The organism is Actinomycetospora rhizophila, from assembly GCF_042657905.1.
GTDB classification, from domain to species: domain Bacteria; phylum Actinomycetota; class Actinomycetes; order Mycobacteriales; family Pseudonocardiaceae; genus Actinomycetospora; species Actinomycetospora rhizophila.
Window position 1 is genome coordinate 1 of the sequence record NZ_JBHSKG010000027.1, and the last position, 15903, is coordinate 15903.

General features: G+C 74.7%; 15 protein-coding genes. 5 read left to right on the forward strand and 10 right to left on the reverse strand.

The genetic code is table 11. From position 1 onward, the window contains the following. Window positions 1-184: 184 nt before the first annotated feature. Entirely contained in the window at window positions 185-1189 is a 1005-nt protein-coding gene (locus tag ACFPK1_RS30975) for an AraC-like ligand-binding domain-containing protein (protein ID WP_378024802.1), read from the reverse strand. Between the two features lie 231 nt (window positions 1190-1420). On the opposite strand from ACFPK1_RS30975, the gene ACFPK1_RS30980 reads away from it, so the two are divergent. After that, window positions 1421-3556: a molybdopterin-containing oxidoreductase family protein gene (locus ACFPK1_RS30980; protein WP_378024803.1), complete on the forward strand. Its 2136-nt coding sequence runs from the start codon at window positions 1421-1423 to the stop codon at window positions 3554-3556. Between the two features lie 3 nt (window positions 3557-3559). Here the strand turns inward: ACFPK1_RS30980 and ACFPK1_RS30985 are convergent, their stop codons facing one another. The 6 genes from ACFPK1_RS30985 to ACFPK1_RS31010 form a co-directional block, all read right to left on the reverse strand. Next, window positions 3560-3859 carry a hypothetical protein gene (locus ACFPK1_RS30985; RefSeq protein ID WP_378024804.1) on the reverse strand — a complete coding sequence of 100 codons (300 nt, stop codon included), beginning with the start codon at window positions 3857-3859 and terminating at the stop codon, window positions 3560-3562. Next, on the reverse strand, window positions 3843-4049 hold the full coding sequence (locus ACFPK1_RS30990) for a hypothetical protein (protein WP_378024805.1): 207 nt from the start codon (window positions 4047-4049) through the stop codon (window positions 3843-3845). The genes ACFPK1_RS30985 and ACFPK1_RS30990 overlap by 17 nt, the downstream gene beginning before the upstream one ends. A gap of 219 nt (window positions 4050-4268) precedes the next feature. Beyond that, complete coding sequence (locus ACFPK1_RS30995) at window positions 4269-4925, reverse strand: O-methyltransferase (protein WP_378024806.1); 657 nt, start codon at window positions 4923-4925, stop codon at window positions 4269-4271. Then, window positions 4922-7453 carry an HAD-IC family P-type ATPase gene (locus tag ACFPK1_RS31000; protein ID WP_378024807.1) on the reverse strand — a complete coding sequence of 844 codons (2532 nt, stop codon included), beginning with the start codon at window positions 7451-7453 and terminating at the stop codon, window positions 4922-4924. Before ACFPK1_RS31000 ends, ACFPK1_RS30995 begins: the two co-directional genes overlap by 4 nt. Before the next feature lie 47 nt (window positions 7454-7500). Continuing rightward, window positions 7501-7971 carry a hypothetical protein gene (locus ACFPK1_RS31005; RefSeq protein ID WP_378024808.1) on the reverse strand — a complete coding sequence of 157 codons (471 nt, stop codon included), beginning with the start codon at window positions 7969-7971 and terminating at the stop codon, window positions 7501-7503. Window positions 7972-8098: 127 nt separating this feature from the next. Further along, window positions 8099-8707: a TetR/AcrR family transcriptional regulator gene (locus ACFPK1_RS31010; RefSeq protein ID WP_378024809.1), complete on the reverse strand. Its 609-nt coding sequence runs from the start codon at window positions 8705-8707 to the stop codon at window positions 8099-8101. Between the two features lie 74 nt (window positions 8708-8781). Here ACFPK1_RS31010 and ACFPK1_RS31015 point away from each other — a divergent pair, with 74 nt between their 5' ends. After that, complete coding sequence (locus ACFPK1_RS31015) at window positions 8782-9159, forward strand: DUF1330 domain-containing protein (protein ID WP_378024810.1); 378 nt, start codon at window positions 8782-8784, stop codon at window positions 9157-9159. Beyond that, on the forward strand, window positions 9156-9947 hold the full coding sequence (locus ACFPK1_RS31020) for an alpha/beta fold hydrolase (RefSeq protein ID WP_378024811.1): 792 nt from the start codon (window positions 9156-9158) through the stop codon (window positions 9945-9947). The genes ACFPK1_RS31015 and ACFPK1_RS31020 overlap by 4 nt, the downstream gene beginning before the upstream one ends. Here ACFPK1_RS31020 and ACFPK1_RS31025 read toward each other — a convergent pair. Further along, entirely contained in the window at window positions 9925-10578 is a 654-nt protein-coding gene (locus ACFPK1_RS31025; RefSeq protein WP_378024812.1) for a TetR/AcrR family transcriptional regulator, read from the reverse strand. The genes ACFPK1_RS31020 and ACFPK1_RS31025 overlap by 23 nt on opposite strands. 58 nt (window positions 10579-10636) lie before the next feature. On the opposite strand from ACFPK1_RS31025, the gene ACFPK1_RS31030 reads away from it, so the two are divergent. After that, window positions 10637-12352: an MFS transporter gene (locus ACFPK1_RS31030; RefSeq protein WP_378024813.1), complete on the forward strand. Its 1716-nt coding sequence runs from the start codon at window positions 10637-10639 to the stop codon at window positions 12350-12352. Here the strand turns inward: ACFPK1_RS31030 and ACFPK1_RS31035 are convergent. Continuing rightward, window positions 12349-12951: an FMN reductase gene (locus ACFPK1_RS31035; protein WP_378024814.1), complete on the reverse strand. Its 603-nt coding sequence runs from the start codon at window positions 12949-12951 to the stop codon at window positions 12349-12351. The genes ACFPK1_RS31030 and ACFPK1_RS31035 overlap by 4 nt on opposite strands. Further along, a complete protein-coding gene (locus ACFPK1_RS31040; RefSeq protein ID WP_378024815.1) occupies window positions 12951-14045 on the reverse strand; it encodes an LLM class flavin-dependent oxidoreductase in 1095 nt (364 codons plus the stop codon). The genes ACFPK1_RS31035 and ACFPK1_RS31040 overlap by 1 nt, the downstream gene beginning before the upstream one ends. Before the next feature lie 215 nt (window positions 14046-14260). On the opposite strand from ACFPK1_RS31040, the gene ACFPK1_RS31045 reads away from it, so the two are divergent. Next, window positions 14261-15898 carry an FAD-dependent monooxygenase gene (locus tag ACFPK1_RS31045; protein WP_378024816.1) on the forward strand — a complete coding sequence of 546 codons (1638 nt, stop codon included), beginning with the start codon at window positions 14261-14263 and terminating at the stop codon, window positions 15896-15898. The last annotated feature ends 5 nt before the right edge of the window (window positions 15899-15903 follow it).

A 15903-nucleotide genomic window follows, 5' to 3' on the forward strand; every position in this document is an offset into this window, starting at 1 on the left:
CGGCCTCGTAGATGTTGCCGTCGGCGGCGAAGTGGCGGTCGCTGGCGGTGGTGTCGGCGCTCATGATCGGTGCTCGCTCTCTGTCCGTGCTCGGTGCCCTCGTGGTGGGCGTTCGGCACTGTGACGGCGCGGGCGGGCCGGGATGTTCCCCGCCGACCGGGAAAATCGTTGCGCGAGCCGGCGACTACGGACGGTGGCGGAGGCGGAACGTGGTCGGCGGCTCGTGGAACGTCTCCTTGAACGCGCGGCTGAACGCGGCGAGGTCGCCGAAGCCGCAGCGCAGCGCGATGTCGGTGACCGACAGGTCGTCCAGGCGCGGGTCGGCGAGCTCGCGCTGCCCGTGCTCGAGGCGCCGCCGGCGCACCAGCCGCCCGACCGTCGTCGACGCCTCCGCGAACGCCCGGTGGAGCTGGCGGGTCGAGACGAAGTGCGCCCGCGCGATCGTCTCCGGGCCGAGGTCGGGGTCCTCGAGGTGCTCGGCGACGTAGGCCTCCACCCGGGCCCGCAGCTCCGCGACGCCCCGGGGCCCGGCGAGGTGGTCGCCGTGCAGGGCCTCGCCGGCCACGGTGCCCAGGAGGTCGGCGAGCTCGGTGGCCAGCCGGGCCCCGGCGACGGGCGAGAGCTCGGGCGGCGCGGCCACCACGTCGGCGAGCGTCCGGCCGACGATCGCGCCGAGACGGTCGCCGCCCAGGGCGCGGGCGGTGGCGGCCCGCGAGGTGTCGCGGTCGATGCCGACGAGGTCGCGCGGCCAGGTGAACACCAACATGCGCCAGTCGCCCCGGAACCGCCACGCGAACGGCCGGCCCGTCTCGTAGATCGTGTAGGCGCCGGGGCCGAGCAGGGCCTCGCGCCCGTCCTGGCGCACCACCGCCTCGCCGCGGGCGATGAGGCCGACCTGCAGGTAGTCGTCGGGGTCGTGGCGCGCGAGCCCCGGCGTGCGCACGCACTCCTGCCCGGTCGAATCGACGGTGGCCACCGCGAGGTGCCCGACGAGGCTGCTGCGCACCGCACCGTCGAAGCGGTCGTCGGGCTCGGCGTTCACGTCGAGGGCCACGAAGTGCTCGCGCAGGAGGTCGCGCCAGCCGTCGAGACGGTCGGCGCGCCCGCGCACCTCGGGCGACTCCGGGGCGCGCGCCACCGTCGTCCTGGGGCGGGGGAACGGTCCCACGGGGCGGGCGGTGGTCGCCACGGGCGGCTCCCGGGAGGGAGGGGACGGGTCAGGGGCTCGACGACGGTGACGGCGGTCGCTCGACGCTAGGGAACCTCGTGGCGCCGGTCAACGGTGCGCAATCCGTCGCGGAGCGACAAGCGCTCGACCGCGTGCGGTGGTCAGGCTGTCACCGGCGGTCGCCCTGCCCCTCGGGGCGACCGCCCGCCAACGACCGAGGAACGCCCGAGACCACCACCCCGGGAGCCCGCCGTGACCGCGCTCGACGATCTTCCGCTCACGCCCACCAGCACGACGGTGCGCGCGGCGTGTCCGCACGACTGCCCCGACACCTGCGCGATGACGGTGACCGTCGAGAACGGCGTGGCCACGGGCGTCCGCGGCGACCCCGAGCACCCGATCACCCGCGGCGGGCTCTGCGTCAAGGTCAACAACTACCAGGACAAGGTCTACAACCCCGACCGCATCCTGCACCCGCTGCGCCGCACGGGCCCCAAGGGCAGCGGGCGCTTCGAGGAGATCAGCTGGGACGAGGCGCTCGAGACGATCGCCTCCACGTTCAAGGCGAAGATCGCCGAGCACGGCGCCGAGACGGTCATGCCGGTGAGCTACCTCGGCACCCAGGGCATCCTCAACGGTCTGTCGGTCGGCGACGCGTTCTTCCACCGGCTCGGCGCCACCATCACCGAGCGGACCTACTGCGACTCGGGCTCCTGCACCGCGTACGCCGCCACCATCGGCGCGACGGCGGGCGTCGACCCCGAGAGCATCGTCCACTCCCGCTACATCATCATCTGGGCCTGCAACATGGTCTCGACCAACCTGCACCTCTGGCCGATCGTCGCCGAGGCGCAGAAGCGGGGCGCGAAGGTCGTCGTCATCGACCCCGTGCGGCACAAGACCGCGCGCCGCGCCGACTGGTACATCCCGATCCGCCCGGGCACCGACGGCGCGCTCGCGCTGGCGATGATGAACGTGATCATCTCGGAGGGCCTCACCGACGAGGACTACGTCCGCGAGCACACCGCGGGCTACGAGGAGATGGTCGAGCGCGCCGCGCAGTACACCCCGGAGTGGGCGTCGCAGGAGACCGGCATCCCCGCCGAGGACATCCGCACGCTGGCCCGCGAGTACGCCACCTCGGACCCCTCGCTGATCCGCATCGGCGTCGCGATCGAGCGGCACGCGGGCGGCGGGCAGACGGTCCGCTCGATCGCCTGCCTGCCCGCGCTGGTCGGCGCCTGGCGCCACGTCGGCGGCGGCCTGCTGCAGCTCCCGCTGTGGGCGCACCCGGTGAACTGGCCGGCCTTCATCCACCCGGAGATGGCGACGCCGGGCACGCGCGTCGTCAACCAGTACCTGCTCGGGCGGGCGCTGACCGGCGAGCTCGAGCTGGACCCGCCGATCTCGGCGCTCATGGTCTACAACTCCAACCCGATGGTGGTCTGCCCCGAGCAGGAGAAGATCGCCCGCGGCCTGGCCCGCGAGGACCTGTTCACCGTGGTCAGCGACCACGTCCTCACCGACACCGCGCGCTACGCCGACATCGTGCTGCCGGCGACGACCCAGCTCGAGCAGCACGACATCATGTTCAGCTGGGGCCACTTCTACGTCACGCTGAACACCCCGGCCATCGAGCCGCTGGGCGAGGCGATCCCCAACACCGAGCTGTTCCGCCGGCTCGCCGCGGCCATGGGCTTCTCCGACGAGTACTTCACGCTCACCGACGAGCAGCTGCTCGAGCAGTCCTACGACTGGTCCGCGCCGGCGATGGAGGGCATCACGCTGGAGTCGCTGCGCGAGACCGGGTGGGCGCGGCTCAACCTCCCGAGCCCCGACGAGTACCGCCCGCACGCCGAGGGCGGGTTCCCGACGCCGTCGGGCAAGACCGAGTTCCGGTCGTCGGCCCTGGAGGCGGCGGGCAACTTCGTCGTGCCGCTGTTCCGCCAGCTCTACGAGGAGTTCCAGCCCGGCGGGGTCGTCGACCCGCTGCCGCACTACGTGGCGCCGCGCGAGACCGGCGACAGCCACCCGCTGAACCTGCTCTCGCCCAAGTCGCACGCGTTCCTCAACTCGAGCGCCGGCGACCAGGCGATGCAGAAGCGCGTGCAGGGCGAGCAGATGGTCACGCTGCACCCCGCCGACGCGCAGGCGCGCGACATCACCGACGGGCAGTACGTCTCGGTGTTCAACGACCGCGGCCGGTTCGTCGCGCTGGCACGCGTCAGCGACGAGGTGGCCCCGGGCGTCGCGGTCGCGCCGATGGGCGCGTGGCCGAAGAACGCGAAGGACCAGAGCACGGTGAACGCCGTCAACCCGTTCGTCTTCGCCGACCTCGGCAACGCGCCGACGTTCTCCGACACCCGGGTCGAGATCGCGCCGGTCTGATCGCTACCGGGCGGCCAGGACCTGCGCGTCCTGGTCGCCCGGGACCCGCGGCGACGGGGCGGGCACGGACGGCCCCGGGGCCGGCACCTCGAGCGCCGCGAGCATCCGGCGCGCGGCGCGGTCGGCGACGTCGGTGACCTCCGCGGCGTCCCGCCCCCGGCCGACCGCGCGGAACAGCTCGGCGAGGGCGGCCACGGCCGCCGGCGAGAGCGTCAGGCCACCGTCGGGACAGGCGCGCGGGGCGAGGGCGGCCGCGGCGCGGGTGCAGGCGCCGCCCGGGATGGTCTCAGCGGCCCCGGACACGGACCGACTCCGGGACGTCGGCGGCGACGGTCGCCGCGGGGGTGTCGTGCCAGACGCGCTGGAAGGAGCCGGCCTTGGCCGTCGTGCTCTTCTCGGTGCGCGTCCTCTCGGCTCTCGTGTCGGTGCGACCCAGGTCGGGTCGCTTCGTCTCGATGCGCGCCACCTCGGCGCGCCAGTGCAGGTGCCACATGGGCGGGGTCCTCCTCGTCCGCCACCGGGACCCGTGGTCGCGCGCCCGTACGGGGTCGGGCGCCGGCGCTCACGGAGGGTCGACCGTGGCTCGCGGACTGAACACGGCACCCGCGATGGTGGTCCAGGTCACGCACTGCTCGCCACGTGAGCGAACTCTTGACCGAAACAGCACCGGTTCGGACGAGGGTTGTTTCACTCGTGCGCCATCAGCCGCTCATCACCCGGTCACGGTGGCGAGCAGGACGCCGTCCCAGCCCTTGCGGTCGACGACCTGCAGCGCGGTGGCGCCCTCGAGGCGGGGGTCGGCGGCGACGAGCTCGACCACCTCGCGCACCCCGCGGACCGTCGGGGAGTCGTCGCCGGGGTCGGCGACCCGCCCGCCGCGCACGACGTTGTCGACGACGACCAGCGCGCCCGGCCGGCACAGCGGCAGCGCGGCGCGCACGTAGCCGGCGTTGTTCTCCTTGTCGGCGTCGACGAACACGAGGTCGAGGGGCCCGGCGACGGTCGGCAGGGTCTCGAGGGCGGGGCCGAGGACGATCTCGACACGGTCGCCCACCCCGGCCTGGTCGACGCAGGAGCGCGCGACCTCCGCGTGGTGCGGGTCGATCTCCAGCGTCGTGACGAGGCCCCGCGCGCCGACCGCGCGGGCGAGCCAGATCGTCGAGTAGCCGCCGAGGGTGCCGACCTCGAGCACCCGCCGCGCCCCCGCGAGCCGCGCGAGCGTGGCCAGGAACGCGCCCTGCGCGGGCGCGACGGCGATGTCGGGCAGTCCCGCGCCGCCGGCCCGCTCGCGCGCGGCGCGCAGGGTGTCGTCCTCGAGGTGCAGGTGCTCGGTGAACCAGACGTCGACGTCGGTCGCGGTGGGGCTCATGCCCCGACCGTAGTTCCGCCGCGCAGACCGAGGAGGCGCTCGAGCACCCGGTGGCGCAGCACGAGGCTCAGGGTGACGAACCACAGCACCAGCGCGACCGCGGGGATCTGCACGACGGGCGGGTCCGGCGCGGTGAGCCCGAAGTACTCGCGGGTGGCCGGGACGATCAGCACGACCGCGAACGCGACGAACAGGCCCAGCGCGAGCCACGTCGGCCGGCGGTCGCTGCTCACCGGCGCCCAGGCCGTGAAGATCCGGTGCGGGGGCTCGAGGAGCAGGATCAGCACGATCGCGGTGGTCGACACGAACACCGACATCGCCGACTGGGCGCCCAGGGTCGCCGAGGCCTCGACGAAGTCGGCGTCGACCCCGTAGGTCAGGCCCGTGTACTGCTCGAACAGGCGGATCGCGTCGGGGAACGGCGTGCCGGTGAAGCCGTCGGTGATCCGGCGGTAGAGGTAGGCGTAGATCGCGGTCGCGAAGCCCGCGGTGAGCACCCCGACCGGGATGACGAACCGCGCGAGCGAGACCAGCAGGTCCTCGGCGGGCGGCTCCGGGCGCGCCCACATCGTCAGGAAGAACGTGGGGAGCCCGACGGTGAACAGCGTCAGGCCGACCTGGGTGGGCGTGTAGGGGAAGCCGAGCCCGAGCAGCGTGACGGTGAGGATGACGAGCATCTGCGTCGCGACCCGCGCGAGGAACAGGTACATCGAGGAGCTGACGCCCGCGATGATCCGCCGGCCCTCGGTGCGCGCGGGCGGTAGCGTCGTGAACGAGTCGTCGAGCAGCACGATGTCGGCGACGTCGCGGGTCACCGCGCTGCCCGAGCGCATCGCCACCCCGACCTGCGCGGCCTTGAGCGCCCGGGCGTCGTTGACACCGTCGCCGACCATCGCGACCTGGTGCCCGCGCCGGCGCAGCGACGCGACGATCTGCTCCTTCTGCTCGGGGGCGATCCGCCCGAACACGCCGTGGGTGTCGACGGCGTCGTCGAACAGCTCGCCCTCGAGCGCGGCGAGGCGCGGGCCCGCGATCGCCGGGGCGTCGAGCCCGGCGCGGCGGGCGAGGGCGGCGACGGTGTCCGGGTCGTCCCCCGAGATCACCTTCACCGCGACGCCCTCGGCGCCCAGGTCGGCGAGGACCTCGCTGACGCCGTCGCGCAGCTCGTCGGCGAGCGCCACCAGGGCGATCCCGTGCAGGCGGGGGAGGCGCGGGCGGTCGTCGGCGTCGCGCAGCCCGGCCTGCGCGCGCGCCAGCACGAGCACCCGCAGGCCCTGGTCGGTGCGCCGCCGCACGGCGTCCTCTGCGGCGAGTGCGGGATCGGCGAGCGCCGGGCGCAGCGTCGAGGGCGCGCCCAGCACCAGCGACGTGCCGTCGGCGAGCGTGATCCCGCTCCAGCGCAGCGAGGAGCGGAACTCGACCTCGTCGACGACGTCGACCCGCTCGCCGGGGAGCGCGGCCAGCGCCGCCGTGGTGGCGTTGGTGGACCCGGCCGACCGGGCGAAGGTGCCGAGCAGTGCCCGGGCCCCCGCCTCGGCTGCGTCATCGGGTCGAGCTCCGGCAGGCTCCGTCTCCCGGCCCGCGGGCACCACTTCGACCGGCGTCAGCCGTCCGCTGGTCAGCGTCCCGGTCTTGTCGGTGCACACGACGTCGACGCGGCTGACGGCCTCGACGGCGTTGGTGCGCTGCACCAGGGCGCCGCGCCCGGCGATGCGCGCGGCGCCGACGGTGTAGGCCACGGCGATGAGGAAGAACAGTCCGTACGGCACGAGACCGGAGAGCACGGCGGAGGTCTGGACGACGCGCAGCACCGTCGACCCGTCGAGCGCGGCCTGCGCGAGGATCGCGCCGCTCATCAGCACCACGAGCAGGATCAGCAGGCGCACCACCAGCTCGATGCGCCGCTGCAGCGGGGTGAGCACGGTGGTGTCGGCGCGCGCGGCCAGCGTCAGGCGTCCCGCGTGGCTCTCGGCGCCGACGGCCTCGGCGCGCTGCAGGCCCTCGCCGCCCGAGCACGAGCTGCCCGAGAGCAGCGGGTCGCCCACGGCCTTGGCGACGGGGTCGGACTCGCCGGTCAGCAGCGACTCGTCGGCCTCGAGCCGGCCCGCGACGAGCGGCCCGTCGACCACGATCTGCTCCCCGGAGCGCACCCGCACCAGGTCGCCGACGACCACCTCGGCGGGCCCGGCCGGACGCTCCGCCCCGTCGCGCACCACCGTCACGGGCTCCCGGGCGAGCAGCTGGAGCCGGTCGAGCTGGCGCTTGGCGCGCAGCTCCTGGACCGCGGCGAGCGCGGCGTTGATGATCCCGAGACCCACGCTGACCAGGGCGTCGCTGTAGCGCCCGAGGGCGAGCAGCGCGATGCCGATGGCGAAGAGCGTGTTGTTGTAGAACGAGAAGACGGTGGTGCGCAGGATGCGCCCGGTGGTGCGGCCCGATCCCGAGACCGGGGTGTTCGCCCGGCCCCGGCGCGCTGCCTCCTGCGCCTGTGCCTCGGTGAGCCCCTGGAGCGTCGCGGCCTGTCCCACGGGGGCATGATCCCGTGCGGACCTGGGGCGGAGCTGAAGGGGCGCCGTCAGGGCGCGGTCGGGTCGTCCTGCCCGGACCGGGCCGCGTCGAGCGCCCGCTCGAGGGAGCGCCACACCTCCGCGGCGGGGACCGCGTCGGACGCCGGCTCGCCCGCGGGGGCCGGGCCGATCTCGAACCAGATGCGGTGCCCGCCGCGGTAGGGCTCCTCGCCCCAGCCGCTGGCGAGGGCCGCGTGCCGCAGGCCGGCGGTCTCGCCCGCGGCGACGGGACGCACGGCCGAGCCGTCGGCGATCCCGACCCGCAGCACCTCGTCGGCGAGGCTCATCTCGAGGACGAGGCTCGTCTCGTTCCCCGCGTGCGCGACCACGTCGCTGGAGAGGTCGTCGATGAGCACGGCGAGGTCCTCGACGGCGGCCGGCGCGCTCCACGCCGTGGCGAGGCTCAGGGTGATGGTCCGCGCGTCCCGCACGGTGTAGGTCGTGGTGGGGAGGTCGACGGTTGCGGTGAGTGTCGACATGGACGTCCGATCTCCGACGCTGCGCGCGTCAGGACACTCGTTCGGAGCAGTGCGTCCGCGGTGTCCAACGCCTGCACTCCACAGAGTGTCACAGAATCGGTTGTGCGCAAGGAATCAGCGTCGGACGTCACCCGGACCGCAGCGCCCGCCGCCACTGCTCGGTGACGTCGCCGCGCAGGCGCTCGGTGTCGACGCCCTCGGGGTCGACGAGGCGCTGCATGCCGATCCCGCGCAGCTGGCCGACGAGCGCGACGGCGACGGCCTCCGGGTCGGCGTCGGCGCGGATCTCGCCCGCGGCCACGCCCGCGTCGATGTCGACGCGGAGGTCGGCGCGGAAGCCGCGGTCGCGGTCGCGGAAGGTCTCGGCGAGCTCGGGCGTGGTGGCCGCCTCGGCCCAGAGCAGCAGGAACGCGCGGTTCGCGGTGCCCAGCGCGCTGACCGCGTGCAGGTAGCCGTCGACGAGCGCGAGCAGCCGCCCGAGACCGGGCGGCCGGTCCTCGAGGCCCGGCACGAAGCCGACCTGGATGGAGCGCGCGAGGGCGTCGACGAGGCCCTGCTTGGAGCCGAAGTGGTGGGTGACGATCCCGCGGCTGTAGCCGGCGCGCTCGCCGACGCGGGCGAGCGTGAGGGCGCGGACGCCGGCCTCCACGACGATCTCGGCCGCGGCCGCGACGAGCGCGGTCTCGGTGTGCTCGCGGCGCTCCTGCTGGGTGCGCCGGCGGGGCTGGACGGTCATCCGCGGAGCGTAGCAGCACAACTTGCGTGCTGACTGACAAGTATGCAACCTTGGGGGGACCGAGAGGAGTCACAGTGATCGAGCTGCAGGACGGCGCGGTGGAGACGATGCTCGCCGAGGACCCCGGGGGTCCCGTGGTGATGCTCAACCTGCTGCGCTTCCGGCCCGACGGCGGCCGGGAGATCTACCAGCGGTACGTCGACGCGGTGGGCGCGGTGAGCGCCCGCTACGACGTGGAGGTGCTCTACCTCGGCGAGGGGGGTCGTGCCCTGGCGGCCGAGGAGGGGCAGGCGTGGGACACGGTGCTGCTCGTGCGCTACCCCAGCCGCGAGCACTTCGCGGCGATGATCCGCGACCCGGAGTACCGGGCGATCGAGCACCTGCGCACCGGCGGCCTGCTCGAGGCCGTGCTCCAGCCGACCGCGCCGATCGTCGACCGGGCCGTCGCGTGACCGTCGTCCTGGTCCACGGCAACCCCGAGACCCCGGCGGTCTGGGAGCCCCTGCTCGATGCGCTCGCGGTGCGGGGCGTGCCGCGCGAGCAGGTGGTGCGGCTGTCGCCGCCCGGCTTCGGCGCGCCGCTGCCCGACGGCTTCCCGGCCACCCCCGCGGCCTATCGCGACTGGCTGATCGGCGAGCTGGAGGCGCTCGGGGAGCCCGTCGATCTCGTGGGCCACGACCTCGGCGGGAGCCACACGCTGCGCGTGGCGATGACCCGTCCCGACCTGCTGCGCAGCTGGGTCAGCGACACGCTCGGCGCCTTCGAGCCCGACTACGTGTGGCACGAGCTCGCGCAGCGCTGGCAGACGCCCGGGCCGGGCGAGGCGGACGTCGCCGAGCGCTTCGGCCCGGATCGCGACGCCGCGGCGGTGGTCGGGGTGCTGGTCGGGCGCGGGATGCCCGGGACGGTCGCGACGGCGGTGGTCGCGGGCCAGGACGAGGCGATGGGGCGGGCGATCCTCGCCCACTACCGGTCGGCCGTGCAGCCGGTGATGGCGCGGGCCGGCGCCCACCTGCCCGACGCCGCGGCGCGACCGGGTCTCGCGGTCCTCGCCACCGCCGACCACGTGGTGGGGGACGACGCCCAGCGTCGCCGCGCGGCGGCCCGAGCGGGCGCGCGGATCGCGGTGCTCGAGGGGCTCGGGCACTGGTGGATGGCACAGGACCCCGAGCGGGCCGCGGAGGTCCTCGTCGACTTCTGGGCGAGCGTGGAGCGCCTCACCGTGCCGCGGGGGTGGTGACGGGCGCGAGCCACACGCCGACGAGCACGTCGACGAGGCCGGTGGCGGTGTCGGCCCACGTCGCGCGGACGGTCGGCGCGCCCTCGGCGAGGGCGCGCTCGCGCTCGGCGGGCACGTGCACCAGCAGGTGGCGCCCGACGTCGCCGCGCTCGCGGCGCACGGCGGCGGGCAGGGCCGGCAGGCACGCCTGCAGGCCCTCGAGGACGCGCTGGAGCACCGGCGAGCCGAGCGACTCGTCGACGAGGATCGCGCGCAGCGCCGGGTCGGTCATCACCTGCGCGCCGAAGCGGGCGTACCAGGTCGGCGTCCCGAGCGCGGCGAGGTGGTCGATCGTCGGGCGGACGAGGCACTCGAGCCAGTCGCGCAGGTCGTCGCTCCCCTCGACGCGCGCCACCATCTGCTCGCGGGTCTGCTCGATGGCCGCGCCGTGCCGGTGCACGATCGCCCGGACCAGGTCGGTCTTGGTGCCGAAGTGGTAGCCGACGACGGCCGTGTTGCCCTGCCCCGCGGCCTCGGCGACCTGCCGGTTGGAGACCCCGTGCACGCCGTGCTCGGCGAAGAGGCGCTCCGCGGCGTCGAGGATGCGCTCACGGGTGGCGGCGTTGCGGTCGGTGCGGGCCTTGGCGGGCACGGCGCCGAGTGAACGACCTCCTCTCGCCGTTGTCAATCGACTGATTTAGATTGTGCCGGTGACCTCGGCTGCCCCACCTCGCCGCGCGCCGGCCTTCGTCCCGGTGCTCGCGCTGGCCGGCATCACCGTCTCGCTGCAGCAGACGCTCGTGGTGCCGCTGGTGCCACAGTTCCCGCGGTTGCTCGGGGCGCCGCCGGCCGACACGGCCTGGATCGTCACCGCGACGCTGCTGACCGCGGCGGTGGCGGTGCCGATCGTCGGGCGCCTGGCCGACATGGTCGGGAAGCGCCGGATGCTGCTCGTCTGCCTCGCGATGCTCATCGCGGGCTCGGTGGTCGCGGCGCTGTCGACCTCGCTGGTCCCGCTGATCGTGGGGCGGGCGCTGCAGGGGCTCGCGACCGGCGTCATCCCGCTGGGCATCAGCCTCATGCGCGACGAGCTCCCGCCCGAGCGCCTCGGGTCGGCGACGGCGCTGATGAGCGCCTCGCTGGGCGTCGGCGGTGCGCTGGGCCTCCCGCTCGCGGCGCTGATCGCGCAGACCTCCGACTGGCACGTGCTGTTCTGGGCCGCGGGCGGTCTCGGGGTCGTGGTGCTCGTCGGCGTGATCGCGCTCGTGCCCGAGTCGGCGCAGCGCGCGGGCGGGCGCTTCGACCTCGTCGGCGCGGTCGGGCTGGCGGTCGCGCTGGTGGCCCTGCTGCTCGCGGTGTCGAAGGGCGGCACCTGGGGCTGGGGCAGCACGACCACGGTGTCGCTGTTCGTCGTCGCGGCGGTCGTGCTGCTGGCATGGGCGTGGTGGGAGCTGCGCACGCGCCAGCCCCTGGTCGACCTGCGGGTCAGCCGGCGCCGCCAGGTGCTGCTGACCAACACCGCGTCGATCGTCATGGGCTTCTCGATGTTCGCGATGTCGCTGGTCTACCCGCAGCTGCTGCAGCTGCCGGTGGAGACCGGCTACGGGCTGGGGCAGTCGATCCTCGTCGCGGGCCTCGTGCTGGCCCCCGGCGGGCTCTGCATGATGGCGATGTCGCCGGTGTCGGCGCGCATCAGCGCCGCGTCCGGCCCGCGCACGACGCTGATGCTGGGCGCGTTCGTGGTGGCCGTCGGCTACGGCGTCGGCGCCGTGCTCCACGGCTCGGTGACGGAGCTGGTGATCAGCTCCGTGGTCATCGCGTGCGGCATCGGGCTCGGCTACGGCGCGATGCCCTCGCTGATCATGGCCGCGGTGCCCGTCGAGCAGACCGCCGCGGCGAACAGCCTCAACAACCTCATGCGCGCGCTCGGCACCTCGGTCGCCAGCGCGGTCGCGGGCGTCCTGCTCGCCTCGCTCGTCACCGCCTCGGGCGTGCCCACCGAGGGGGCGTTCGTGCTGGTCATGCTGCTCGGCGCCGGCGCGGCCGTCGTCGCCGTGGCGATCGTCGCGGCGATCCCGCCGCAGCGCCCGGTGCCGCACACGGCGGCGCCGGTGAGCGCCCCCGACCAGCCGGCCCTCGTGCGCGGCGTCGTGCGCCACCGCGACGCCCCGGCCGGCGGCGCCGTGCTCACCGTCGTCAGCACCGACGGCCACCAGCTCGGGACGGTCCGGGCGGGGGCGGACGGCGCGTTCGCGGTCGCGCGCACCGCCACGGGACGCGCGCACCTGCTCGTCGTGCAGTGGTCCGGGATCGCCCAGGCCGAGCCGCTGTCCGGCGCCGACGGCGCGGAGCGCGACGTCGACCTGGTGGCGCGCGACCGGGACGGGCGCCGTGGTGATGCGGCGCCCGCCCCGCTCCGTGTCTAACCCCGCAGCAGCTGCTCGAACGGCGTCGGGTCGGCGAACGGGTCCGCCGCCGCCGTCGCCGGGCGCGCCGCCACGAGGTCGGCGAGCTCGCTCGCGGCGCGGGTGATGCGGTCGGCCAGCTCCGGGCCCGACCCCCAGTCCTCGGACGCCGCGAACACCCCGGTCGGCACGACCGTGGCGTGCAGGTAGGCGAACAGCGGGCGCATCGCGTGGTCCAGCGCGAGCTGGTGGCGCGCCGTGCCCGCCGTCGCGCCGAGCAGCACAGGGGTGCCCGTCAGAGCGTCGCGGTCGAGGACGTCGACGAACGTCTTGAACAGGCCGCTGTAGGACGCCGAGAAGATCGGCGTCACGGCGATCAGCCCGTCGGCGCCGGCGACGGTCTCGAGCACCGGGCGCAGCGCGGCGTTCGGGAAGCCGGTGACGAGGTGGTCGGCGAGGTCGCGGGCGTGCTCGCGCAGCTCGACCACCTCGGGGCGCACCTCGATCCCGCGCTCGCGCAGGGCGGCCACGACGCCGTCGGCGAGGCGGTCGGCCAGCAGGCGCGTCGACGAGGGCGTCGACAGCCCGGCGCTGACCACCGCGAGGGTGCGGGTGCTCATCAGACGGTCACCTCGATCTTCGTGTCGCGCGCGGCCACCAGGGACTCGTGCGTCGGCGCCTCGGGGACGTGCGCGGGCTTGAGGGCGGCGAACTCCCGGCGCAGCACCGGCACGACCTCCTCGCCGAGCATGTCCAGCTGCTCGAGGACGGTCTTGAGCGGCAGGCCCGCGTGGTCGACGAGGAAGAGCTGGCGCTGGTAGTCGCCGACGTAGTCGCGGAAGCCCAGCGTCCGGTCGATGACCTGCTGCGGGCTGCCGACGGTCAGCGGCGTCTCGCGGGCGAAGTCCTCGAGCGACGGGCCGTGCCCGTACACCGGCGCCTCGTCGAAGTACGGCCGGAACTCGCGGACGGCGTCCTGCGAGTTCTTCCGCATGAACACCTGGCCGCCGAGGCCGACGATCGCCTGGTCGGCGTCGCCGTGCCCGTAGTGCTCGAAGCGGCGGCGGTAGAAGTCGACCATCCGCCGGGTGTGGTCGGCGGGCCAGAAGATGTGGTTGTGGAAGAAGCCGTCGCCGTAGTAGGCGGCCTGCTCGGCGATCTCGGGGCTGCGGATCGACCCGTGCCACACGAACGGCGCGACGCCGTCGAGCGGGCGCGGCGTGGAGGTGAAGCCCTGCAGCGGGGTGCGGAACCTCCCCTCCCAGTCCACGACGTCCTCGTCCCACAGGCGGCGCAGCAGCGCGTAGTTCTCGATCGCGAGCGGGATGCCCTGGCGGATGTCCTGGCCGAACCAGGGGTAGACCGGGCCGGTGTTGCCGCGGCCCAGCGTGAGGTCGACGCGGCCGCCGGCGAGGTGCTGCAGCATCGCGTAGTCCTCGGCGATCTTCACCGGGTCGTTCGTGGTGATGAGCGTGGTCGCCGTCGACAGCTGCAGCCGCTGCGTGCGGCCCGCGAGGTAGCCGAGCGTCGTCGTGGGCGAGGACGAGAAGAACGGCGGGTTGTGGTGCTCGCCGAGGGCGAAGACGTCGAGCCCGACCTCCTCCGTCTTCTCCGCGATCCGCAGCACGGCCGCCAGCCGCTCCGCCTCGGAGGGAGCACGGCCGGTCGTCGGGTCGGAGGTGATGTCGCTGACCGAGAAGACACCGAACTGCATGGCGCTGCGCTCCGTTTCGTTGACGCTTCAACGTGCACTCTGCCGAACGCTGGTTGACTCGTCAACTATTCCGCGTCACGCGGGACGGTGGATCTCGTTGACGCTCCTCGGGGTGTGCGTTGTACTCAGGGTCATCGATGGCCGCACGGGAGCGCCCCGTTCGGCCCAGTGGTCGGGGTATCGCGAGTACGTCGTGTGACGAACAGGAGCGTGCCATGGGTGTGGACGTCGTCGTCGTGGGTGCCGGCCCCGTCGGTCTGACCGCCGCGGTCGAGCTGGCGCGGCGCGGGGTGCGGGCGCGGGTGATCGACGTCCTCGCCGAGCCGCGGCACTACGCCAAGGCGGTCGGGCTCCAGCCGCGCACGCTCGAGCACTGGGAGCGCAGCGGGATGCTCACCGCGGCGCTCGACGAGGTGTGCCCGATGCGCGGCCAGGTCGTCTACCGGGACGGCGCGCAGGCCGGGCGTCTCGACCTGGTGCTCCCGCCCGACGTGCCCTACGGCTTCACCGGGCTGCCGCAGTACACGACCGAGGCCCTGCTCGACGCCGACCTGCGCCGCCACGGCGGGACGGTCGAGCGCGGCGTGGAGCTGGTGGGCTTCTCGCCGGACGCCGACGGCGTGACGCTGCGGCTGCGCACCCCGGCCGGGGACGAGGAGGTGCGGACGTCGTACCTCGTCGGGGCCGACGGCGCGCACAGCGTGGTGCGCAAAGGTCTGGGCCTCGGCTTCGCGGGCGACGCGTTCCCGGAGTCCTACATGATCGGCGACGTCGTGCTCGACTGGTCGATGCCGCCCGGCTACGGCGTGCGCTGCCTCCACACGCAGCCCGGCGGCCCCGACGACGTGCTCGTCGCGATCCCGCTGCCCGGCCGCGGGCGCTACCGCATCTCGATGCTCGCGCCGCCCGAGCTCACGACGGCCCCGACCCACAGCGGTGACGGCGTGGTCCACGGCCTCGACGCCGGCCGGACCCCCGGGCTCGCGGATCTGCAGACCGTCGTCACGCGGCTCGCCCCGGAGTCCACGACGGTGTCCGACCTGCGGTGGTCCTCGGTGTTCCGGATCAGCCACCGGATCGCCGACAGCTACGGGTCCGGGCGGGTGTTCATCGCCGGCGACGCCGCGCACATCCACCCGCCGACCGGCGGCCAGGGCATGAACACCGGCATCCAGGACGCCATCAACCTCGCCTGGAAGCTCGCCCACGTCGTCAGCGGGGTCGCCGCGCCGGCCCTGCTGGAGAGCTACGACGCCGAGCGGCGCCCGGTCGGCGAGGAGGTCGTGGCGCGGACGGTCGAGCACGCCCGCGCGGGCTTCGACGCCGACGACCCGGCCACGATGGTGCGGCGCGAGGCGCAGCTGCTCGTCGCCTACCCCGACAGCCCGATCGTCGGCGCCGACGGGGAGGCGCTGGGCGTCCGGCCCGGCGACCGCGCGCCCGACGCCCGCGGGCTGCGGCGGGTCACGGTGACCGACCCCCTGCGGCTGCACGCCGTGCTCGCGGGCACCGAGCACGCGCTGCTCGCCTACGTCGACGACGCCGCCCAGCTCGCCGGCGTCGCCGCCGCGCGCGAGGTCGCCGCGGCATCGGGGCTCTCGCTGGTCGTGCACGCCGTGGCGGCGCCGGACCTCGCCGGCGCGTTCGCCGACGCCGGTGAACCCTGCCTCGTCGACGGCGCGGGCGACCTCGCCGCGGCGTACGGGATGCGCGGCGGGGACGCGGTGCTCGTGCGCCCCGACGGCTACGTCGGCTGGACGGCCCGGCCGCTGACGGCGGCGGGCCTCGCGGCGCACCTCGCCGTGCTCACGGGGGCGTCGCTGCCGGAGCCGCCGCCGGTCACCGTTGCCTGACCGGA

Coding starts and splice junctions, on each gene's coding strand:
- ACFPK1_RS30990 (WP_378024805.1), bottom strand. CDS start 4,049: ATGTGGCACCTGCACTGGCGCGCCGAGGTGGCGCGCATCGAGACGAAG.
- ACFPK1_RS30995 (WP_378024806.1), bottom strand. CDS start 4,925: ATGAGCCCCACCGCGACCGACGTCGACGTCTGGTTCACCGAGCACCTG.
- ACFPK1_RS31005 (WP_378024808.1), bottom strand. CDS start 7,971: ATGTCGACACTCACCGCAACCGTCGACCTCCCCACCACGACCTACACC.
- ACFPK1_RS31010 (WP_378024809.1), bottom strand. CDS start 8,707: ATGACCGTCCAGCCCCGCCGGCGCACCCAGCAGGAGCGCCGCGAGCAC.
- ACFPK1_RS31035 (WP_378024814.1), bottom strand. CDS start 12,951: ATGAGCACCCGCACCCTCGCGGTGGTCAGCGCCGGGCTGTCGACGCCC.
- ACFPK1_RS31040 (WP_378024815.1), bottom strand. CDS start 14,045: ATGCAGTTCGGTGTCTTCTCGGTCAGCGACATCACCTCCGACCCGACG.
- ACFPK1_RS31045 (WP_378024816.1), top strand. CDS start 14,261: ATGGGTGTGGACGTCGTCGTCGTGGGTGCCGGCCCCGTCGGTCTGACC.